Below are 21325 nucleotides of genomic sequence, written 5' to 3'. Positions count from 1 at the left end.
TAAATGTAGCGCATGCTTTAAATATGACCGTTTTAATTTGCGACAGGGAAGGCATTGGTGCAGCCTGGGCTGGCGTCGCGCCGCTGAAATCCCTATAATTGCCGCGTTTGGCGTTTCGGCGCCGCCCTTCCTAACATCCAGGTTAATCAGGTCGCTAAATTTATGACTGATCAGTCCCATCAGTGCGTCATTATCGGCATTGCCGGCGCATCGGCTTCCGGCAAGAGTCTTATTGCCAGTACTCTTTATCGCGAATTGCGTGAACAAGTCGGTGACGAACATATTGGCGTTATTCCCGAAGACAGCTATTACAAAGATCAAAGCCATCTATCGATGGAAGAGCGTGTAAAAACCAACTACGACCATCCGAACGCGATGGATCACAGCCTGCTGTTCCAACATCTGCAAACGCTGAAACGCGGTAGTGCCATTGAGCTGCCAGTGTACAGCTACGTTGAGCACACGCGCACGCAAGACACTATTCATATCGAACCCAAGAAAGTCATCATCCTGGAAGGCATTTTGCTGCTGACGGATGCGCGTTTGCGTGATGAGATGAACTTCTCTATTTTTGTTGATACCCCGCTGGATATTTGCCTGATGCGCCGTATCAAGCGCGATGTGAACGAACGTGGTCGTTCAATGGATTCAGTGATGGCGCAATATCAGAAAACCGTCCGTCCGATGTTCCTGCAATTTATTGAGCCTTCAAAACAATACGCCGACATCATTGTGCCGCGCGGGGGTAAAAACCGCATCGCCATCGATATTCTGAAGGCTAAAATCAGTCAGTTCTTTGAATAAGTTCAGCGAATTGTGTACCGTTCAGTGATAACCTGGTTCACCCTTAATGCACCTGGCATTAAGGGGTTGAAGCACGAAAGGAGAAAGTGCCATGCGTTTATGTGACCGAGATATTGAAGCCTGGTTGGATCAAGGTCGTCTGTCGATCAATCCACGCCCTCCTGTCGAGCGAATCAACGGCGCCACGGTAGATGTGCGCCTTGGCAACAAATTCCGTACGTTCCGCGGGCATACGGCGGCGTATATCGATCTGAGCGGACCGAAAGATGAAGTCAGCGCCGCGCTGGATCGCGTGATGAGTGATGAAATCGTCCTCAAAGACGGCGAGGCATTTTTCCTGCATCCGGGCGAACTGGCGCTGGCAGTGACGTTCGAATCCGTGACGCTGCCTTCCGATCTTGTGGGTTGGTTAGATGGCCGTTCTTCGCTGGCGCGTCTGGGACTGATGGTACACGTCACCGCACACCGTATCGATCCGGGCTGGTCTGGCTGCATCGTACTGGAGTTTTACAACTCCGGAAAACTACCGCTGGCCCTGCGTCCTGGCATGCCGATTGGCGCATTAAGCTTCGAACCGCTTTCCGGTCCGGCGGCGCGACCTTACAACCGTCGTCAGGATGCAAAGTATCGCGATCAGCAGGGCGCCGTTGCCAGCCGGATCGATAAAGACTGAGTATTTTCAGTCCATTGGGGATAGCATGAGACGATTTCTGACGACGCTGATGATTCTACTGGTCGTGCTGGTGGCCGGTTTTTCTGCGTTAGTACTGTTGGTTAATCCGAATGATTTCCGCGCATATATGGTCAAGCAGGTTGCTGCGCGTAGCGGATATCAGCTGCAGTTGGATGGCCCTCTGCGTTGGCACGTATGGCCTCAGCTGAGTATCCTCTCGGGGCGCATGGTGTTAACGGCTGAAGGCGCCAGCGAACCCCTGATTCGTGCCGACAATATGCGTCTTGACGTCGCGTTGTGGCCGCTGTTGAGTCACCAGCTCAGCGTGAAGCAGGTGATGCTCAAAGGCGCGGTGATTCAACTGACCCCGCAAACTGAAGCGGTGCGCGGCAAAGATGCGCCCGTTGCCCCAAAAGACAATACGTTGCCCGACCTGGCTGAAGACAGAGGATGGTCGTTTGATATTGCCCGCCTGCGTGTTGCCGATAGCGTTCTGGTATTCCAGCATGAAGACGATGAACAGGTCACGGTTCGCGATATTCGTCTGGACATGGAACAGGATAACCAGCACCGCGGCACGTTTGATTTCTCCGGGCGCGTTAACCGCGATCAGCGTGACCTCGCGTTATCCTTCAACGGCAGCGTTGATGCCTCCGACTATCCGCATAACTTATCCGCGAATATTGAGCAGCTAAGCTGGCAACTGCAGGGGGCCGATCTACCGGCGCAGGGGATCAAAGGTCAGGGACAGTTTCAGGCGCAGTGGCTGGAAGAGAAAAAACAGCTCGCGTTTAGCCAGATTCATTTGACCGCTAACGACAGCTCTCTCGCCGGGCAAGCTCATGTGACATTGTTGGATAAACCAGAATGGGCCGTCGACCTGAAGTTTGGTCAGCTCAATCTGGACAATCTGCTCGTACAACGTGAGGCTGTGACGACGAACGGTGAGGTTCAGCAAGGTCAGAGTCAGTCAACGCTGGCGCGCCCCGTTATTGCTTCTCAAGTTGATGCCGTTTCGTATCAGGGACTGAAGGGATTTTCGGCAGACATCGCGTTGCAAGCTGACAAAGTGCTGTGGCGGAAAATGGCGTTTGACAATGTCTCGGCAAAAATTGACAACCAGTTCGGCTTGTTGAACGTTACGCAGTTGCAGGGGAAAAGTGACGGCGGGCTGGTGTCGCTTCCTGGTATGCTGGATGCCAGAAAAGGACAGCCGCGAGCGGTCTTCCATCCGCGCCTGGAAGGCGTAGAAATTGGTACTATTCTGAAAGCCTTCAATTACCCCATCGCCCTCACCGGTAAGCTGTCACTAGCAGGGGATTTCTCTGGCTCAGATATTGATGCCCAGGCGTTTCGTCATAGCTGGCAAGGGCAGGCCCATGTCGAAATGAGCGATACGCGAATGGAAGGAATGAACTTCCAGCAGATGATACAACAGGCCGTCGAACGTAGCGGTGGGGATGTTAAAGCTCAGCAAAACCTGGATAACGTGACCCGGTTGGATCATTTCGTAACCGATATGACGCTGGATGACGGCGAGGTTACGCTGGATAACATGGCGGGTGAGTCGGCGATGCTGGCGCTGACCGGCAAGGGAACGCTGGATCTGGTGAAGCTGAATTGCGACACGCTGTTTAACATTCGCGTGCTGGGCGGCTGGGATGGCGAAAGTAAGCTGATTAACTTCCTGAAGGCTACCCCGGTTCCTCTCAGAGTCTACGGTCAGTGGCAGGCGCTAAACTACAGTCTGCAAGTCGACCAGATTTTGCGTAAGCATTTGCAGGATGAAGCGAAACGTCGCCTTAACGATTGGGCCGATCGCAATAAAGACTCCCGCAACGGTAAAGATGTTAAAAAGTTGCTGGATAAACTCTGATTCATATTGCCGGATGGCGGTTGATGCCGCCTCCGGCTCGTGATTTACACCTCGTAATCCATATCTTCTTCACTGTGCAGCGGTATCAGTTGGACTTTTTGCACGCGATGATTTTCCACCTGCAGGGTTTTTAGTCGATAGTCGCCAACCTGAACTTCCTCCCCGGTTTTCGGGATGCGCTGCAAATACTCCATTAACAGTCCGGCAATGGTGTGATATTCACGCTTATCATCTAACGGGATAGGCACGTACTGCACCAGATCTTCCAGCGGCATGTGTCCGTTTGCGGTCCATGAACCATCCGCGTTTTTCTGAATGTCATGGCGGGCGTCAATCTCCTCTACCTCATTTGGCAGGTTACCGGCGATGGTTTCCATCACGTCACTGAGCGTTACAATCCCTTCAACTGACCCAAATTCATCGGCCACAAAAGCGAAGTGCGTCCGGGCGTTACGGAACTGCTCAAGCGCCGGAAGCAGCGGCAGAGTTTCCGGGAACACCAACGGCTGGCGAATCAAGACGCGTAAGTCGAGCGGCTCGCCGCGAAGAGATTGCTGCAGCAGGTCGATGACATGCACCACGCCCAGCAAGTCTTCCTGCTCATCTTCGCCGGTGACCACCAGACGCGTATGCTGGTTTTTTTCCAGCAAAGCGCGGATTTCTGTTTCCGGCGCATTGAGGTCGATGTGCTCAATATCATGGCGCGAGGTCATGATGCTGCTGACCGTACGCTGATTAAGGTTCAGCACACGTTCAATCATCCGCCGTTCCTGAGGGGCAAAAATTTGGCCTTCATGATGGTCTGCCAGCATTGCCGCGGTTTCGGCATCCAGTTCGGCGTCTTCTTTTTGCCCGCTCAGCAGTCGCATTACCGCCTCGGCGGTGCGCTGGCGCAGGGTATGGTTGGCTGACAGGAAGCGACGGCGGTTAAAGATAGCCAACTGGTTCAATGCTTCTATCATGACCGAGAAGCCGATGGCGGCGTACAGGTAACCTTTCGGAATATGGAAACCAAACCCATCGGCGACCAGGCTGAAACCAATCATCAGCAAGAAGCTCAGGCACAGAATGACGATAGTGGGATGGCTGTTGACAAAGCGCGTCAGCGACTTGCTGGCAAGCACCATCAGGCTGATGGCAATAATCACCGCAGCCATCATTACCGCCAGGTGATCGACCATACCCACGGCGGTAATGACGGAATCCAGGGAGAAGATGGCGTCCAGCACGACTATTTGCGCGACGACGCCCCAGAACTTAGCGCCTTTACGCTGGGTCGGGTTCTCGCTGTCTTTGCCTTCCAGCCGTTCGTTTAGCTCCATGGTGGCTTTAAACAGCAGGAAGAAACCGCCGAACAGCATGATCAGATCGCGCGCGCTGAAGCTCAGGCCGCGAATGCTGAACAGCGGCGTGGTCAGCGTTACCAGCCATGATATTGATGCCAACAGCAGCAGGCGCATGACCATCGCCAGCAGTAGCCCGGTAATACGCGCCTTATCCCGCTGGGCAGGAGGCAGTTTCTCCGCGAGGATGGCAATAAAAACAAGATTATCAATGCCAAGAACAAGTTCGATCACGATTAGCGTGACGAGTCCGGCCCAGATTGACGGATCGGCAATCCATTCCATAGTAAATGCTATACCCATAGTTGTATGACAATTGTCACAATTCGATCATGGGTAAAACTGGCGAAAAATGCAATGGCGAGGAGGGATTTCTCTGTAGCCTATTACAACCAGGTACGGGATATTAGCCTTAATGTAACTACAGGAAATAATATTATTAATCCAAAGCTCTTTAAGAAATATCGCAGGTGGGATATTTTTATATTAATGTTGTCAATATCAATAAAATCCTAAAAATATACAAATTCAACGCTTAATATTAATCTTAAAAGCAAGTTGTCGGTAACTTGTTACCTTGCCTGATATTCGCTTAGCTGCAACAATTCCTCCGGTAATAATCAAAAGATAAATATTTCCTTATCAACCAGCGGCGCTATTCCTGATGCGTTCCCGTTGTGAATGTGATGAAAATAAAGGGGAAGATAAAAATTTAAATTAATCAGTGCATTGGTAGCTAATGAAGCCAGGGGCGGTAGCGTGTCTGGTCGCCTGAGACGAGCCTAAATTATTCTGTCAAGAGACCGCAGATGAATTCATTTTTTTTAGGACAGATGCCAGTTAAATTCTTTTTCAATTAACGGCAAGGTAAATGCGTACAGGCGAAGTCGCTATTTAGATCGCACGTGATAATTACTCTGCCAAAGTGATAAATAATCAATGATGAAATCCAAACTTAAATTGATGCCTGTATTGGTATCGGTAATCTTGATAAACGGTTGTACCGTGCTTCCGGGCAGCAATATGTCTACGATGGGCAAAGATGTGATTAAACAGCAGGACGCTGATTTTGATATCGATCGCATGGTGAATGTTTATCCACTCACCCCACGACTGGTCGAACAATTACGTCCCCGACCAAATGTTGCGCAGCCTAATATGTCTCTCGACCAGGAGATTGCCGGGTATCAGTACCGGGTCGGCCCGGGCGATGTCCTGAATGTCACCGTCTGGGATCATCCTGAACTCACCACGCCGGCCGGACAGTATCGTAGCTCAAGTGATGCCGGCAACTGGGTGCAGCCTGATGGCACCATGTTTTACCCCTACATCGGCAAAGTTAGCGTGTCAGGGAAAACGTTGGCCGAAATTCGTAGTGATATTACCGGGCGCTTAGCGAAGTACATTGCTGACCCGCAGGTGGACGTTAATATCGCCGCTTTCCGTTCGCAGAAGGCCTATGTCTCCGGGCAGGTGAACAAATCCGGCCAGCAGGCCATCACCAACGTGCCGCTTACCGTTCTCGATGCCATTAACGCCGCAGGCGGTCTCACCGAGGCGGCAGACTGGCGCAACGTTGTACTGACTCATAAAGGGCAGGAGCAACGTATTTCACTGCAAGCGCTAATGCAAAATGGCGACCTGAGCCAGAACCGTCTGCTCTATCCTGGCGACATCCTGTTTGTTCCGCGTAATGACGATTTGAAAGTCTTCGTAATGGGGGAAGTGAAAAAACAGAGCACCCTCAAAATGGACTTCAGCGGCATGACGCTCACCGAAGCGCTCGGCAACGCGGAAGGTATCGACCTGACCACCTCCAACGCCAGCGGCATTTTCGTTATTCGTCCATTGAAAGGCGAGGGCGGGAACAACGGCAAGATTGCCAATATCTATCAGCTTGATATGTCCGATGCGACATCGCTGGTGATGGCGACGTCATTCCGACTCCAGCCATACGATGTGGTGTACGTCACAACCGCGCCGGTTGCTCGCTGGAACCGTTTGATCAATCAGTTGCTGCCGACTATTAGCGGTGTTCGCTATATGACGGACACGGCCAGCGACCTTCACAACTGGTAATCGTCATGTTTAACAAAATCTTAGTTGTCTGTGTGGGGAACATTTGCCGCTCTCCGACGGCAGAGCGCTTGTTAAGGCAATTTCACCCGGCGCTGACGGTCTCTTCTGCCGGCCTCGGGGCGTTGGTAGGCAAAGGCGCGGACCCGTGCGCCATCAGCGTGGCGCAGGCGCACAACCTGTCACTGGAGAATCATTGTGCCCGGCAGATCTCGGGACGAATGTGTCGGGAGTATGACCTGATCCTGACCATGGAAAAACGCCATATCTCTGCCCTGTGTGAAATGGTGCCGGAGATGCGCGGCAAAGTGATGCTGTTTGGTCACTGGGACAGCGAGCGCGAAATTCCCGATCCGTATCGTAAAAGCCGTGATGCGTTTGACGCGGTGTACGCATTACTTGAACGGTCTGCCCGCCAATGGGCTCAGGCATTGAACGCAGAGCAGGGAAAACAATGACAGAAAAAGTAAAACAGTCTGCTGCGCCGGTAACGGGCAATGATGAAATCGATATTGGTCGTCTGGTGGCAACGGTGGTGGAAGCCCGCTGGTGGGTGCTTGGTATTACTGCGGCATTTGCATTATGCGCAGCGGTCTACACGCTGTTTGCCACTCCGATCTACAGTGCGGACGCGCTGGTGCAAATTGAGCAAAATACCGGAAATTCACTGGTGCAGGATATTGGCTCGGCGTTGTCGAACAAACCTCCGGCCTCTGAAGCGGAAATTCAGCTCATCCAGTCACGGCTGGTATTGGGGAAAACGGTAGACGATCTCAACCTGGATATCGCGGTTACCAAAGATACGTTCCCCATTTTTGGCGCGGGTTGGGATCGGTTGATGGGTCGCCAGAACGAAACGGTTAACGTTACGACTTTCACGCTGCCAAAGGCAATGAATGAACAGACCTTCACGCTAAGCGTGCTGAATGACAAACGTTATCAGCTGGTGAGTGACGGGGGTTTTAGCGCCCAGGGGCAGGTTGGGCAGGTGCTGAAACATGACGGCGTGACGATGCTGGTCGAGGCGATCCATGCCAGCCCTGAGAGCCAATTTACCGTCAGCAAATTCTCCACGCTGGGCATGATCAACACCTTGCAAAATAATCTGATGGTGACGGAAACCGGCAAAGACACTGGCGTACTGAGCCTAACCTTTACCGGCGAAGACCGCGAGCAAATCCGCCAGATCCTTGACAGTATTACCCGCAACTATCTGCAACAAAACGTGGAGCGTAAATCTGAAGAGGCCGCCAAAAGTCTGGCGTTTCTGGCAAAGCAGTTGCCCGAGGTGCGTAACCGACTGGACGTTGCCGAAAACAAGCTGAATGCCTTTCGTCAGGACAAAGACTCCGTGGATTTGCCGCTGGAAGCCAAAGCGGTGCTGGATTCCATGGTGAATATTGATGCGCAGCTTAATGAGCTGACCTTCAAAGAAGCGGAGATTTCCAAGCTGTTCACCAAAGCGCACCCTGCGTACCGCACCTTGCTGGAAAAACGCCAGGCGCTGGAAGATGAGAAAAGCAAGCTGAACGGGCGCGTAACGGCGATGCCGAAAACGCAGCAGGAAATTGTCCGTCTGACGCGTGACGTGGAGTCCGGCCAGCAGGTCTATATGCAGCTGCTGAACAAGCAACAGGAGCTGAAGATTACCGAGGCCAGTACGGTCGGAGATGTGCGCATCGTCGATCCCGCGATTGCCCAGCCAGGCGTACTGAAGCCGAAAACGACGCTGATTATTCTCGGCAGCATCATTCTTGGTTTGATGCTTTCAGTGGTGGGCGTACTGCTGCGTTCCCTGTTTAATCGCGGCATTGAAAGCCCACAGGCGCTGGAAGAGCATGGCATCAGCGTGTATGCCAGCATTCCGCTATCAGAATGGCAAAAAGCACGCGATAACGTGCAGACCATTAAAGGCGTGAAACGCTACAAGCAAAGCCAGTTGCTGGCGGTGGGGAATCCGACGGATCTTGCGATAGAAGCGGTCCGCAGCCTGCGTACCAGCCTGCACTTTGCCATGATGCAGGCGCGCAACAACGTCTTGATGCTGACCGGCGTCAGCCCGTCGATTGGTAAAACGTTTGTCTGCGCCAACCTGGCGGCGGTCGTTAGTCAGACCAACAAACGCGTGCTGTTGATCGACTGCGACATGCGCAAAGGCTATACCCACGAGCTGCTGGGGACCAATAACGTTAACGGTCTGTCTGAGATCCTCATCGGCAAGGGGGATATCTCATCCAGCGCGAAACCGACATCGATTCCACATTTTGATCTGATCCCTCGCGGACAAATTCCCCCCAACCCCTCCGAGTTGCTGATGAGTGAACGCTTTGGCGAACTGATTGCATGGGCCAGCTCGCACTATGACCTGGTGCTGATCGATACCCCGCCAATACTGGCGGTGACCGACGCGGCTATCGTGGGGCGTCACGTTGGAACCACGCTGATGGTGGCGCGTTACGCGGTCAACACGCTGAAAGAGGTGGAAACCAGCCTGAGTCGCTTCGAGCAAAACGGCATTCAGGTGAAAGGGGTGATCCTGAACTCGATCTTCCGCCGTGCCAGCGGGTATCAGGATTACGGTTATTACGAATACGAGTACACCTCGGATTCGAAATAGATTACGAACATTGCCGGATAGCGGCCCACAAAAACATATTTATACCCTAAATAATTCGGGTTGCAGGAAAGCCAACGCAGATGCAACTTGAAGTATGACGGGGATATCTGGGAAACGAAAATGACGACAGACAACCCGCTAATTTCAATTTATATGCCCACCTGGAACCGTCAGCAACTGGCCATCCGGGCGATTAAATCGGTACTGCGCCAGGACTATCCTCACTGGGAGATGATCATTGTGGATGATTGCTCTTCCTCGTATGAGCAACTGCAGCAATTTGTTGAAGAGCTCAACGATCCGCGTGTGTCGTATACGCGTAATCCCACTAACTCCGGAGCCTGTGCGGTGCGTAATCAGGCCATCATGCAGGCCAGTGGGCAATATATTACGGGTATTGATGATGATGATGAATGGACGCCGAACCGCCTGAGCGTATTTCTCAATTATCGCCATCATCTGGTGACGCGGGCGTTTCTGTATGCCAATGACTATGTCTGTGAAGGCGAAGTATATTCGCAGCCGACCAGTTTGCCGCTCTATCCGAAGGCCGTTTATTCACGCCGTAAATTTTATAAGCGCAATATTATTGGTAATCAGGTGTTTACCTGGGCCTGGCGGTTTAAAGCATGCCTGTTCGATACCACGCTGAAAGCGGCGCAGGATTATGACATTTTCCTGCGCATGGTGGTGGCGTATGGCAAACCGTGGAAGGTAAAAGAGGCAACGCAGATCCTGCATGTGAATCACGGTGAAATGCGTATTACCTCATCCCCGCATAAATTCTCCGGCTACTTTCAGTTCTACCGTAAGCACAAAGGCAAATTTGACCGGGCCAGCAAGAAATATCAGCTGTTTACCCTCTACCAGATCCGCAATAAACGGATGAACTGGCGCACGTTGCTGACGCTGCTTTCTGTTCGCAATAGTAAGCGCCTGGCCGACGGACTGCGAGGACGCTAAGTATGCTGGAAGATTTACGCGCGAACGGCTGGAGTCTGCGACCCTGCTGCATGGTGGTGGCCTATCGGATTGCCCATTTTTGCTCCGTCTGGCGTAAAAAAAATGTCTTGAACAACCTGTGGGCGGCGCCGGTGCTGGTGATGTATCGCCTTATCACTGAATGCGTGTTTGGCTATGAAATCCAGGCCGCTGCATCTATTGGTCGTCGTTTCACCATCCATCATGGCTATGGGGTGGTGATCAATAAACACGTGGTGGCGGGGGATGATTTCACCCTGCGCCATGGCGTCACCATCGGCAATCTTGGCGGCAACGATCTGTCCTGTCCGGTCATCGGTAACGGCGTTGAGCTGGGGGCCAATGTCACTCTGCTTGGCGGCGTTGCCATTGGCGATAACGTGACGATTGGCGCCGGGAGCGTCGTAGTGGATAGCATCCCGGACAATACGCTGGTCGTGGGCGAGAAGGCACGGGTGAAGGTAACAAAATGAAGATATTACAGTTTAATGTGCGGCTCGCAGAAGGCGGGGCGGCAGGCGTAGCGTTAGATTTGCATCTGAGGGCGCTGGAGAAAGGGCTATCGTCGCATTTTGTCTACGGCTATGGCAAAGGCGGTAAGAAAAGCGTCAGCCATGCGAATTACCCGCAGGTTATCAAACATACGCCACGTCTGACGTCGGCGGCGAATATTGCGCTGTTTCGTTTCGCGAACCGCGACATGTTTGGCAATCTCGACAAGTTGTACCGTACGGTAACCCGCACTTCCGGCCCGCTGGTACTGCATTTTCATGTGTTGCACAGCTACTGGTTGAATCTGGAAGAAGTGGTCACCTTTTGCCAAAAAGTGAAGGCGCATAAACCGGATATCACCTTCGTCTGGACGCTGCACGATCACTGGAGCGTGACCGGGCGCTGTGCCTTTACCGATGGCTGCGAAAGCTGGAAAACGGGCTGTCAGAAATGTCCAACGCTCAGTAACTATCCGCCGGTAAAAATCGATAAAGCCCATCAACAGTTGCCGGGTAAACGGCAGATGTTTCGCGCCATGCTGGCGCTGGGCTGCCAGTTCATCTCGCCCAGTCAGCATGTGGCCGACGCATTCAACAGTCTGTATGGCGCCGGTCGTTGCCGCATTATTAACAACGGCATCGATGTGGCAACGGAAGCCATTCTTGCCGAACTTCCCGTTAAGCATGAGGAAAGCGGCAGACCGAAAATCGCCGTGGTGGCCCATGACCTGCGCTATGACGGAAAAACCAGTCAGCAACTGGTGCGAGCGATGATTGCGCTCGGAGACAAAATTGAGCTGCATACCTTCGGCAAATTTTCTCCGTTTGTCGGGGATAACGTCATCAATCACGGGTTTGAGAGCGATAAGCGCGCGTTGATGAGCGCGCTTAACGAGATGGATGGGCTGGTGTTCAGCTCGCGCGTTGATAACTACCCGCTGATTCTGTGTGAAGCGCTTTCCATCGGCGTACCGGTTATTGCTACGCATAGCGATGCCGCGCAGGAAGTGCTGGCGAAATCGGGCGGCAAAACGTTCAGCGAATCGGACGTTTTGCACCTGGTGCAACTGAAAAGATCAGACATTGCGCAGGCGGTATTTGACACGTCGCTTGCCGCGTTCAGCCAGCGCAGCCGGGTGGCATACAGTGGACAACAGATGCTGGAGGAGTATGTCTCGTTCTATCAGAATCTGTAGCTATCTGGTGCTACCGCTGCTTTATCTGCTGGTTAACGTCAAACTCGCCCAGCTTGGCGAGAGCTTCCCGATAACTATCGTCACGTTTTTGCCCGTTCTGCTGTTGCTGTTTGTCGAGCGCATCAATATTAAAAAATTAATGATTGCGCTGGGCGTGGGGGGCGGACTGACGGCGTTTAACTATCTGTTCGGACAATCACTGGATGCCAGCAAGTACGTGACGTCCGCAATGCTGTTTGTCTATACCGTGGTGATTATCGGTATGGTGTGGAGTATTCGCTTCAAAACCATTTCGCCGCATAACTACATTAAGATCTTGCGTTTTTTCTGGCTGGTTGTGGGCCTGGTGGTGGGGTTAGCTGCGGTGGAAATGGCGCAGATAATTCTTAGTGGCGGCAGCAGTTTAATGGAAGTTATTTCGAAATATCTTATTTACAGTAATAGCTATGTTCTGAACTTTATTAAGTTTGGCGGGAAGCGCACCACTGCACTCTATTTCGAACCGGCATTCTTCGCTCTGGCGTTAATCTCAATTTGGCTCAGTATCAAACAGTTTGGTATCAAAACGCCTAAGTCCGATGCTATGATTCTGGCAGGGATAATATTATCAGGATCGTTTTCAGGGGTAATGACATTTATTTTGTTTTACCTCCTGGAGTGGGCGTTCCAGTATCTGAATAAAGATGCGATAAAAAAGAAGTTGCCGCTGGCGATAATCTCATTAAGCGTGTTCGTCGTTGGTGTGATATTTGCGTTTCCGTACATCGCGACACGGCTTGGAGATTTAGGAACTGAAGGCTCATCATCGTATTATCGTATCGTGGGACCATTAGTAATGGTCGGTTATTCGTTACTTAACGTTGATGGGGTAGTGAGATTCGGCTCACTTTATGAATATGTTGCGTCATTCGGAATTTTTAACGGTGCAGATGTTGGTAAAACGATAGACAATGGCTTGTATCTGCTGATTATTTATTTCTCATGGTTCGCGGTGATATTAGCCCTGTGGTACATGGGGAAAGTCATGAAGATGATGATCAATGCGTTTGGTGATAATCAGAATTATCGGGTGCAGCTTTATCTTTTTACGCCGCTGTCGCTGTTTTTTACAGGTTCAGTATTTAGTCCGGAATACGCATTTTTAATTGTATGTCCGTTTATTTTGCGCAAGGCGCTGAATATAGCGAGGTAGAACGCATGCTGCTCAGTATTATTACCGTCGCCTTTCGTAATCTGGAAGGGATCGTCAAAACTCACGCGTCGTTAGCTCATCTGGCGCAGGCGGGTGATATCAGTTTTGAGTGGATTGTTGTTGATGGCGGCTCCTCTGACGGTACCTCGGCCTTTCTTGAAGGGCTCAGTGGAGAGCACCGGTTACGGTTTGTCAGCGAGCCGGATAAGGGCATCTATGATGCAATGAACAAAGGTATCGCTATGGCGCGCGGGCGGTTTGCGCTGTTCCTCAACTCCGGGGATATTCTGCATGCAGATGCGGCTCATTTTATCCGCCAGCTAAAAACGCAGAGCGATAAAGCGATGGTCATTGGCGATGCGTTGCTGGATTTCGGTAATGGTAACAAAATTAAGCGGCGGGCCAAGCCGGGTTGGTATATTTATCACAGCCTTCCCGCCAGCCATCAGGCCATCTTCTTTCCTCTCTCTGGACTGAATGTCTGGCGCTATGATTTGCAATATAAGATATCGTCTGATTACGCACTGGCAGCCAAATTATACAAGTCAGGTTACGCGTTTAAAAAGCTGAGCGGGCTGGTGTCAGAGTTTTCCATGGGTGGGGTGTCAACGACGAATAATCTGGAATTGTGCCGGGATGCAAAAAAGGTACAGCGCCAGATATTACACATGCCAGGGTTTTGGACCGGGTTGTCAGAATATTTACGTCTGCGCACAACCGGTAAAACAAAAACCTTATATGGAAAAGCGTAAGGGTACATTATGCAGGATTTAAGCGGCTTCAACGTGCCGGGAGGTTTTCGCGGCGGCGGTGCCATTAAAGTGCAATTATGGTGGGCAGTGCAAGCCACATTATTTCGCTGGTCCCCACAGGTAATGTATCGCTGGCGTGCGTTTTTATTGCGAATGTTTGGCGCAAAAATAGGAAAAAACGTAGTTATTCGACCTTCAGTAAAAATTACTTATCCGTGGAAATTAACCCTGGGAGATTATTCCTGGGTGGGTGATGACGCGGTTTTATATACGCTGGGTGATATTACGATTGGTGCGCACACGGTTATTTCGCAAAAAAGTTATTTATGCACCGGGAGTCATGATTATGCCAGTCAACATTTTGATATTAACGCCACACCAATTGTAGTTGGTGATAAATGCTGGCTGGCGACAGATGTCTTTGTCGCGCCTGGCGTGACGATTGGCGATGGCACCGTCGTCGGAGCACGCAGCAGTGTATTTAAATCGCTGCCAGCCAATGTCGTTTGTCGGGGAAATCCCGCAATAGTCACACGCGAACGCGTCGAGAAAGTTACTCCCTGAGGGGATCATTTAAGAGGTAATAACATGTCAAAAGTCGCTCTCATCACTGGCGTAACCGGGCAGGATGGTTCTTACCTGGCAGAGTTCCTGCTGGAAAAAGGGTATGAAGTACACGGTATTAAGCGCCGCGCTTCATCATTCAACACCGAACGTGTGGACCACATCTATCAGGATCCGCATTCGGGCAATCCCAAATTCCATCTGCACTATGGCGATTTGACGGACTCCTCCAACCTGACCCGTATTTTACAGGAAGTGCAACCGGATGAGGTCTATAACCTCGGCGCCATGAGTCATGTCGCGGTGTCGTTTGATTCACCGGAATACACCGCGGATGTCGATGCTATCGGCACCTTGCGTTTGCTGGAAGCTATCCGCTTCCTCGGGCTGGAAAAGAAGACCCGTTTTTATCAGGCTTCCACCTCTGAACTGTACGGTCTGGTACAGGAAATCCCGCAGAAAGAGAGCACGCCGTTCTACCCGCGCTCGCCGTATGCCGTTGCTAAGCTGTACGCCTACTGGATAACCGTCAACTACCGCGAATCTTACGGTATGTATGCCTGTAACGGCATTCTGTTTAACCACGAATCTCCGCGCCGCGGCGAAACCTTTGTCACGCGCAAAATTACGCGTGCGATCGCCAACATCGCGCAGGGGCTGGAGTCTTGCCTGTACCTGGGCAATATGGATTCGCTGCGTGACTGGGGGCATGCCAAAGATTACGTCAGGATGCAGTGGATGATGCTGCAGCAGGACAAGCCGGAAGATTTCGTGATTGCCACCGGCGTGCAGTATTCCGTGCGCCAGTTTGTGGAAATGGCCGCCGCTCAGTTGGGGATTAAATTGCGCTTTGAAGGCGAGGGCGTGAATGAGAAAGGCATCGTGGTTTCCGTAACCGGACACGACGCGCCGGGTGTGAAACCTGGGGATGTCATGATTGCCGTCGATCCGCGCTATTTCCGTCCGGCAGAGGTGGAAACGCTATTGGGCGATCCGGCCAAAGCGCATGAAAAACTGGGCTGGAAGCCGGAAATCACGCTGCGCCAGATGATCTCGGAAATGGTTGCCAACGATCTTGAAGCAGCGAAGAAGCATTCCCTGCTGAAGTCGCACGGTTACGAGGTAGCCATCGCGCTGGAGTACTGAGGATGAAGACACAACGTATTTTTGTGGCGGGCCATCGCGGGATGGTGGGGTCCGCCATCGTCAGACAATTGTCGCAGCGAGATAATGTCGAGCTGGTGCTGCGTAGCCGCGACCAACTTAACCTGCTGGACGCCAGTGCGGTGCAGGCGTTCTTTGCCACTGAACGTATTGACCAGGTTTATCTGGCGGCGGCAAAAGTCGGCGGGATCGTGGCGAATACTACTTATCCTGCTGATTTTATTTATGAAAACATGATGATTGAGAGCAACATTATTCATGCTGCGCATTTGCATAACGTGAATAAACTGCTGTTCCTCGGATCATCCTGTATTTATCCAAAGCAAGCCACCCAGCCAATAGCTGAAAGCGAGCTGTTGCAGGGGCAGCTGGAACCGACCAATGAGCCGTATGCGATTGCCAAAATTGCCGGGATCAAGCTGTGCGAATCGTATAACCGCCAGTATGGCCGCGATTATCGCTCGGTGATGCCGACCAATCTGTATGGGCCGCATGACAACTTCCACCCGAGTAATTCGCATGTGATCCCGGCGCTGCTGCGCCGCTTTCATGACGCTCGCGAGCACAATACGCCGGATGTGGTGGTGTGGGGAAGCGGGACGCCAATGCGTGAATTTCTGCATGTTGACGATATGGCAGCGGCCAGTATCCACGTGATGGAACTGGCTCAGGAAGTCTTGCAGGAATATACCCAGCCGATGCTGTCGCATATCAACGTGGGCACCGGCGTGGACTGCACCATCCGCGAACTGGCGCAAACCATCGCGCAGGTCGTGGGTTACAAGGGGCGCGTGGTGTTCGACGCCAGCAAACCGGATGGAACGCCGCGCAAATTGCTCGATGTTACGCGTCTACATCAGTTGGGCTGGTATCACGAGATATCACTGGAAGCGGGGCTTGCCAGTACCTGGCAGTGGTTCCTTGAAAACCAGCAGCGCTACCGGGGGTAAGCATGTTTTTACGTCATGAGGATTTTGCCACCGTAGTACGTTCAACTCCGCTGATTTCCATCGATTTGATCGTGGAAAACACCCACGGTGAATTTCTGCTCGGTAAGCGTCTCAATCGTCCGGCGCAGGGTTACTGGTTCGTGCCCGGCGGTCGGGTGCAAAAAGATGAACCGCTGCACGTGGCCTTTGAGCGGCTTACTGAAGCGGAGCTGGGATTACGTTTACCGCTGTCCGCTGCGGAGTTTTACGGTGTCTGGCAGCACTTCTATGACGACAACTTTTCTGGGGATGATTTCTCAACGCATTACATCGTGCTGGGATTTCGTCTGCGGGTGTCGGAAAACGACTTGCAACTGCCCAATGTCCAACATGATGCGTACCGATGGATGGCGGCTACACAGATTCTGGTCAGTGACCACGTGCACGACAACAGTCGGGCTTACTTCTGTAAAACAAGTCAGGCCGGAGTACCCGGGCTATGAAGATCCTCGTGTATGGCATCAACTATTCGCCGGAGTTGACCGGTATCGGCAAATACACCGGTGAAATGGTGGAGTGGATGGCGCAGCAGGGGCATGACGTTCGGGTGATCACCGCGCCGCCTTATTATCCCCAGTGGAAGGTAAACGGCAGTTATTCATCCTGGCGCTACCGTCGCGAAGAGGGCGACGCCCTCGTCTGGCGTTGTCCGCTGTATGTGCCTGAGCAACCCTCAACGCTCAAGCGCCTGCTGCATTTAGGCAGTTTCGCCCTGAGCAGTTTTTTCCCGCTACTGGCGCAACGTCGCTGGAAGCCAGATCGCATTATCGGCGTGGTGCCGACGCTGTTTTGCACGCCAGGCATGCGCCTGCTGGCAAAGCTTTGTGGCGCACGTACGCTATTGCACGTTCAGGATTACGAAGTCGATGCCATGTTGGGGCTAGGAATGGTGGGCAAAGGCACGCGCGGTATGGTGGCAAAACTGGCCAGCGCCTTTGAGCGCAGTGGGCTGTTGAATATGGACCATATTTCGACGATTTCCCGTTCCATGATGCACAGCGCCATGGAAAAAGGCGTTGCGCCGCACAAGGTTATTTTCTTTCCGAACTGGTCAGAAGTGACGCGCTTTCGTGATGTGAGCGACGCCGATGCCCAGGCGTTGTCCCAGCAACTGGGATTGCCTGCCGATCAAAAGATCGTTCTTTACTCAGGCAATATCGGTGAAAAGCAGGGGCTGGAGAGCGTGATAGACGCAGCGGTCGAGTTGAGCGAATACCCCTGGCTGTTTGTGATTGTCGGGCAGGGCGGTGGTAAAGCGCGGCTGGAGAGCATGGCCTGCGAACGCGGCCTGAATAACGTGATGTTCTTTCCGCTGCAATCATATGACGCGCTGCCAGCGTTGCTCAAGATTGCGGATTGTCATCTGGTCGTGCAAAAGCGTGGTGCGGCTGATGCCGTACTGCCCTCCAAATTGACCAATATCCTCGCTGTTGGTGGTAACGCAGTTATTACTGCCGAACCTGAAACCGAGCTGGGTCAGCTTTGTGACGCTCACCCTGGCATTGCGGTGTGCGTGGAGCCGGAGTCGGTAAACGCGCTGGTTTGCGGTATTAAACGGGCATTGATGATGCCAAAAGTAAACACGGTGGCACGTGATTATGCCGAACGCACGCTGGATAAAGAAAACGTGCTGAGTCAATTTCTTGCAGATATACGGGGTACATGATGAGTCAAAGCAAACTCTTTCCGGTGGTGATGGCCGGTGGCTCAGGGAGCCGTTTATGGCCACTGTCCCGCGTGCTGTACCCAAAGCAGTTCCTGTGCCTGAAAGGCGATCTCACCATGCTGCAGACGACGATTTGCCGTCTGAACGGCGTGGAGTGCGAAAGCCCGGTGGTTATCTGTAATGAACAACACCGTTTTATCGTAGCGGAACAGCTACGACAACTGCACAAGCTGACTGAGAACATCATTCTCGAACCTGCCGGGCGTAACACGGCACCGGCGATAGCGCTGGCCGCGCTGGCGGCAAAACGTCAAAGTCCGGGTGAGGATCCGCTGCTGCTGGTCTTGGCGGCCGATCACATGATTGCCGACGAAGAGGCATTCCGCGAGGCGGTTCGCAATGCGATGCCCTATGCCGGAGCGGGTAAGCTGGTGACGTTCGGTATCGTGCCGGACCAGCCGGAAACCGGCTATGGCTATATCCGCCGGGTGGAAGTCTCGCCGACGAATACCGACGCTGTGGCTTTTGAAGTGGCACAGTTTGTTGAAAAGCCCAATCTGGAAACCGCGCAGGCTTACGTGACGAGCGGCGACTACTACTGGAACAGCGGCATGTTCTTGTTCCGGGCCGGACGTTACCTGGAAGAACTGAAAAAGTATCGTCCCGACATTCTTGAAGCCTGTGAGAACGCCATGAGTACGGTCGACCCCGATCTCGATTTTATCCGCGTTGATGAACAGGCGTTTCTCGCCTGCCCGGAAGAGTCTGTGGACTATGCGGTAATGGAACGTACCGCCGATGCGGTGGTGATGCCAATGAATGCAGGCTGGAGCGATGTTGGCTCCTGGTCATCGCTGTGGGAAATCAGTGCCCATACCGCTGAAGGCAATGTGCATCACGGCGATGTCATAAGCCACAAAACGGAAAACAGTTACGTGTATGCCGAATCCGGCCTGGTGACGACCGTCGGGGTGAAAGATCTGGTGGTGGTGCAGACCAAAGACGCGGTGCTGATAGCCGATCGCAACGCGGTGCAGGACGTCAAAAAAGTGGTAGAGCAAATTAAGGCTGACGGGCGTCATGAGCATCATATTCACCGCGAAGTTTATCGTCCGTGGGGCAAGTACGACTCAATTGATGCCGGAGAGCGTTACCAGGTGAAGCGAATTACCGTCAAGCCTGGTGAGGGATTGTCTGTGCAGATGCATCATCACCGGGCTGAACACTGGGTTGTGGTTGCCGGTACCGCGAAGGTGACAATCAATGATGATATCAAGCTGCTTGCTGAAAACGAGTCTGTCTATATTCCGCTGGGGGCGACCCATTGTCTGGAGAACCCTGGGAAAATCCCGCTCGATCTGATTGAAGTGCGCTCCGGATCTTACCTCGATGAGGATGATGTGGTGCGGTTTGCGGATCGCTACGGGCGCGCGTAACACAACATCATCGTTGCCGGATGGCGGCGTGAACACCTTATCCGGCCTAAAAACTAACGGCTAGTCATTTTGTGAAAAATATCTCCAGTCAGGAGAGGGCTAACTGTTGCCTGAAGAAGGGGAAATCATGACGAAATTAACCTGTTTCAAAGCCTACGATATTCGCGGCAGGCTGGGCGAAGAGCTGAATGAAGAGATCGCGTGGCGCATTGGCCGCGCTTACGGCGAGTTCCTGAAGCCAAAATCTATTGTTCTGGGCGGCGATGTGCGTCTGACCAGCGAGACGCTGAAGCTGGCGCTGGCGAAAGGGCTGCAGGATGCGGGGGTGAATGTGCTGGATATTGGCATGTCGGGCACCGAAGAGATTTACTTCGCCACCTTCCACCTTGGCATTGACGGCGGTATTGAAGTGACCGCCAGCCATAATCCGATGGATTACAACGGCATGAAGCTGGTGCGGGAAGGGGCGCGGCCCATCAGCGGTGATACCGGTCTGCGCGACGTGCAGCGCCTGGCGGAAGCCAACGACTTCCCGGCGGTTGATGTGACAAAACGTGGCCACTATCAGCGTATTACTACCCGCGATGCCTACATCGACCACCTGCTGGGTTACATCAATCCCGGCAGTCTGAAACCGATGAAGCTGGTGCTCAACTCCGGCAACGGTGCGGCAGGTCCGGTGGTTGACGTCATTGAAGCCCGTTTTAAGGCGCTGGGGGTGCCGGTCGAGTTCATCAAAATTCACAATACGCCGGATGGCAATTTTCCCAACGGTATCCCCAACCCTCTGCTGCCGGAATGCCGGGCCGACACGCGCAATGCGGTGATTGAACACGGTGCGGATATGGGGATTGCCTTCGACGGTGATTTTGACCGCTGCTTCCTGTTCGATGAAAAAGGTCAGTTCATTGAGGGCTACTACATTGTCGGCCTGCTGGCAGAAGCGTTTCTGGAGAAGAATCCGGGGGCGAAAATTATCCACGACCCGCGCCTGTCCTGGAATACCGTGGACGTGGTGACGGCGGCAGGCGGTAAACCGGTGATGTCAAAAACCGGGCACGCGTTTATCAAAGAGCGCATGCGCCATGAAGATGCCATTTATGGCGGTGAAATGAGCGCGCATCACTATTTCCGTGATTTTGCTTACTGCGACAGCGGAATGATCCCGTGGCTGCTGGTGGCGGAACTGCTGAGTCTGAAAGGACAGTCGCTGGGTGAACTGGTCCGTGACCGGATGGTGGCCTATCCGGCGAGTGGGGAAATCAACAGCACGCTGGCAGAGCCGGCGGCAGCGATTGCGCGTGTGGAGCAGCACTTTTCCAGTGAGGCGCTGACGGTGGACAGAACGGACGGTATCAGCATGGCGTTTGTCGACTGGCGCTTCAATTTACGCTCTTCCAATACCGAACCGGTGGTGCGCCTGAACGTGGAATCGCGCGGAAATATTCCGTTGATGGAAGCGCGAACGCGCACTCTTCTGGCGTTACTGAATCAGTAATGCCGGT

General features: G+C 52.8%; 19 protein-coding genes. 18 read left to right on the top strand and 1 reads right to left on the bottom strand.

Annotated features, from left to right (window positions below; all coding sequences use genetic code 11):
* Positions 1-162 precede the first annotated feature (162 nt).
* The 3 genes from udk to asmA all read left to right on the top strand — a co-directional run bounded on the left by udk (position 163) and on the right by asmA (position 3353).
* Complete coding sequence (gene udk / locus N0B36_RS07965; RefSeq protein WP_003036776.1) at positions 163-804, top strand: uridine kinase; 642 nt, start codon at positions 163-165, stop codon at positions 802-804.
* Between the two features lie 91 nt (positions 805-895).
* A complete protein-coding gene (gene dcd, locus N0B36_RS07960) occupies positions 896-1477 on the top strand; it encodes a dCTP deaminase (RefSeq protein WP_016153598.1) in 582 nt (193 codons plus the stop codon).
* Positions 1478-1502: 25 nt separating this feature from the next.
* A complete protein-coding gene (gene asmA, locus N0B36_RS07955) occupies positions 1503-3353 on the top strand; it encodes an outer membrane assembly protein AsmA (protein WP_259687040.1) in 1851 nt (616 codons plus the stop codon).
* Positions 3354-3397: 44 nt separating this feature from the next.
* Here the strand turns inward: asmA and N0B36_RS07950 are convergent, their stop codons facing one another.
* Entirely contained in the window at positions 3398-4981 is a 1584-nt protein-coding gene (locus N0B36_RS07950; RefSeq protein WP_259687039.1) for a TerC family protein, read from the bottom strand.
* A gap of 654 nt (positions 4982-5635) precedes the next feature.
* On the opposite strand from N0B36_RS07950, the gene N0B36_RS07945 reads away from it, so the two are divergent.
* From N0B36_RS07945 to cpsG, 15 genes are all read left to right on the top strand, one after another.
* Positions 5636-6775 (top strand): polysaccharide export protein, encoded by a 1140-nt coding sequence (locus N0B36_RS07945; protein ID WP_029139591.1) that lies wholly within the window; start codon positions 5636-5638, stop codon positions 6773-6775.
* Between the two features lie 5 nt (positions 6776-6780).
* Complete coding sequence (gene wzb, locus N0B36_RS07940; RefSeq protein ID WP_016156925.1) at positions 6781-7230, top strand: low molecular weight protein-tyrosine-phosphatase Wzb; 450 nt, start codon at positions 6781-6783, stop codon at positions 7228-7230.
* Positions 7227-9389 carry a tyrosine-protein kinase Wzc gene (wzc, locus tag N0B36_RS07935; protein ID WP_259687038.1) on the top strand — a complete coding sequence of 721 codons (2163 nt, stop codon included), beginning with the start codon at positions 7227-7229 and terminating at the stop codon, positions 9387-9389. The genes wzb and wzc overlap by 4 nt, the downstream gene beginning before the upstream one ends.
* Before the next feature lie 120 nt (positions 9390-9509).
* Positions 9510-10352, top strand: a complete 843-nt coding sequence (gene wcaA / locus N0B36_RS07930; protein ID WP_016153592.1) for a colanic acid biosynthesis glycosyltransferase WcaA — start codon at positions 9510-9512, stop codon at positions 10350-10352.
* A gap of 2 nt (positions 10353-10354) precedes the next feature.
* The gene (wcaB, locus tag N0B36_RS07925) at positions 10355-10843 is read left to right on the top strand and encodes a colanic acid biosynthesis acetyltransferase WcaB (protein ID WP_047359127.1); all 489 of its coding nucleotides are present in this window, start codon (positions 10355-10357) and stop codon (positions 10841-10843) included.
* Entirely contained in the window at positions 10840-12057 is a 1218-nt protein-coding gene (wcaC, locus tag N0B36_RS07920; RefSeq protein ID WP_259687037.1) for a colanic acid biosynthesis glycosyltransferase WcaC, read from the top strand. Before wcaB ends, wcaC begins: the two co-directional genes overlap by 4 nt.
* Positions 12032-13249 (top strand): colanic acid polymerase WcaD, encoded by a 1218-nt coding sequence (wcaD, locus tag N0B36_RS07915; protein WP_016153589.1) that lies wholly within the window; start codon positions 12032-12034, stop codon positions 13247-13249. Before wcaC ends, wcaD begins: the two co-directional genes overlap by 26 nt.
* A 5-nt stretch (positions 13250-13254) precedes the next feature.
* Entirely contained in the window at positions 13255-14001 is a 747-nt protein-coding gene (wcaE, locus tag N0B36_RS07910) for a colanic acid biosynthesis glycosyltransferase WcaE (protein WP_019077134.1), read from the top strand.
* A gap of 9 nt (positions 14002-14010) precedes the next feature.
* Positions 14011-14565, top strand: coding sequence for a colanic acid biosynthesis acetyltransferase WcaF (wcaF, locus tag N0B36_RS07905; RefSeq protein WP_259687036.1), 555 nt, complete (start codon positions 14011-14013; stop codon positions 14563-14565).
* A gap of 24 nt (positions 14566-14589) precedes the next feature.
* On the top strand, positions 14590-15711 hold the full coding sequence (gmd, locus tag N0B36_RS07900; RefSeq protein ID WP_016156920.1) for a GDP-mannose 4,6-dehydratase: 1122 nt from the start codon (positions 14590-14592) through the stop codon (positions 15709-15711).
* 2 nt (positions 15712-15713) lie between these two features.
* Positions 15714-16679 (top strand): GDP-L-fucose synthase, encoded by a 966-nt coding sequence (locus tag N0B36_RS07895; RefSeq protein ID WP_259687035.1) that lies wholly within the window; start codon positions 15714-15716, stop codon positions 16677-16679.
* A gap of 2 nt (positions 16680-16681) precedes the next feature.
* Positions 16682-17161: a GDP-mannose mannosyl hydrolase gene (locus N0B36_RS07890; RefSeq protein WP_115190464.1), complete on the top strand. Its 480-nt coding sequence runs from the start codon at positions 16682-16684 to the stop codon at positions 17159-17161.
* A complete protein-coding gene (gene wcaI, locus N0B36_RS07885) occupies positions 17158-18384 on the top strand; it encodes a colanic acid biosynthesis fucosyltransferase WcaI (RefSeq protein ID WP_259687034.1) in 1227 nt (408 codons plus the stop codon). The genes N0B36_RS07890 and wcaI overlap by 4 nt, the downstream gene beginning before the upstream one ends.
* Entirely contained in the window at positions 18384-19820 is a 1437-nt protein-coding gene (gene cpsB, locus N0B36_RS07880) for a mannose-1-phosphate guanyltransferase (protein WP_259687149.1), read from the top strand. The genes wcaI and cpsB overlap by 1 nt, the downstream gene beginning before the upstream one ends.
* A gap of 127 nt (positions 19821-19947) precedes the next feature.
* A complete protein-coding gene (cpsG, locus tag N0B36_RS07875; protein ID WP_259687033.1) occupies positions 19948-21318 on the top strand; it encodes a colanic acid biosynthesis phosphomannomutase CpsG in 1371 nt (456 codons plus the stop codon).
* Positions 21319-21325 lie beyond the last annotated feature (7 nt).

This window comes from Citrobacter sp. XY323 (assembly GCF_025106035.1).
GTDB lineage: Bacteria > Pseudomonadota > Gammaproteobacteria > Enterobacterales > Enterobacteriaceae > Citrobacter > Citrobacter braakii.
The sequence above is the reverse complement of the archived record's forward strand: the minus strand, read 5'-3'. Positions and strand labels throughout refer to the sequence as shown.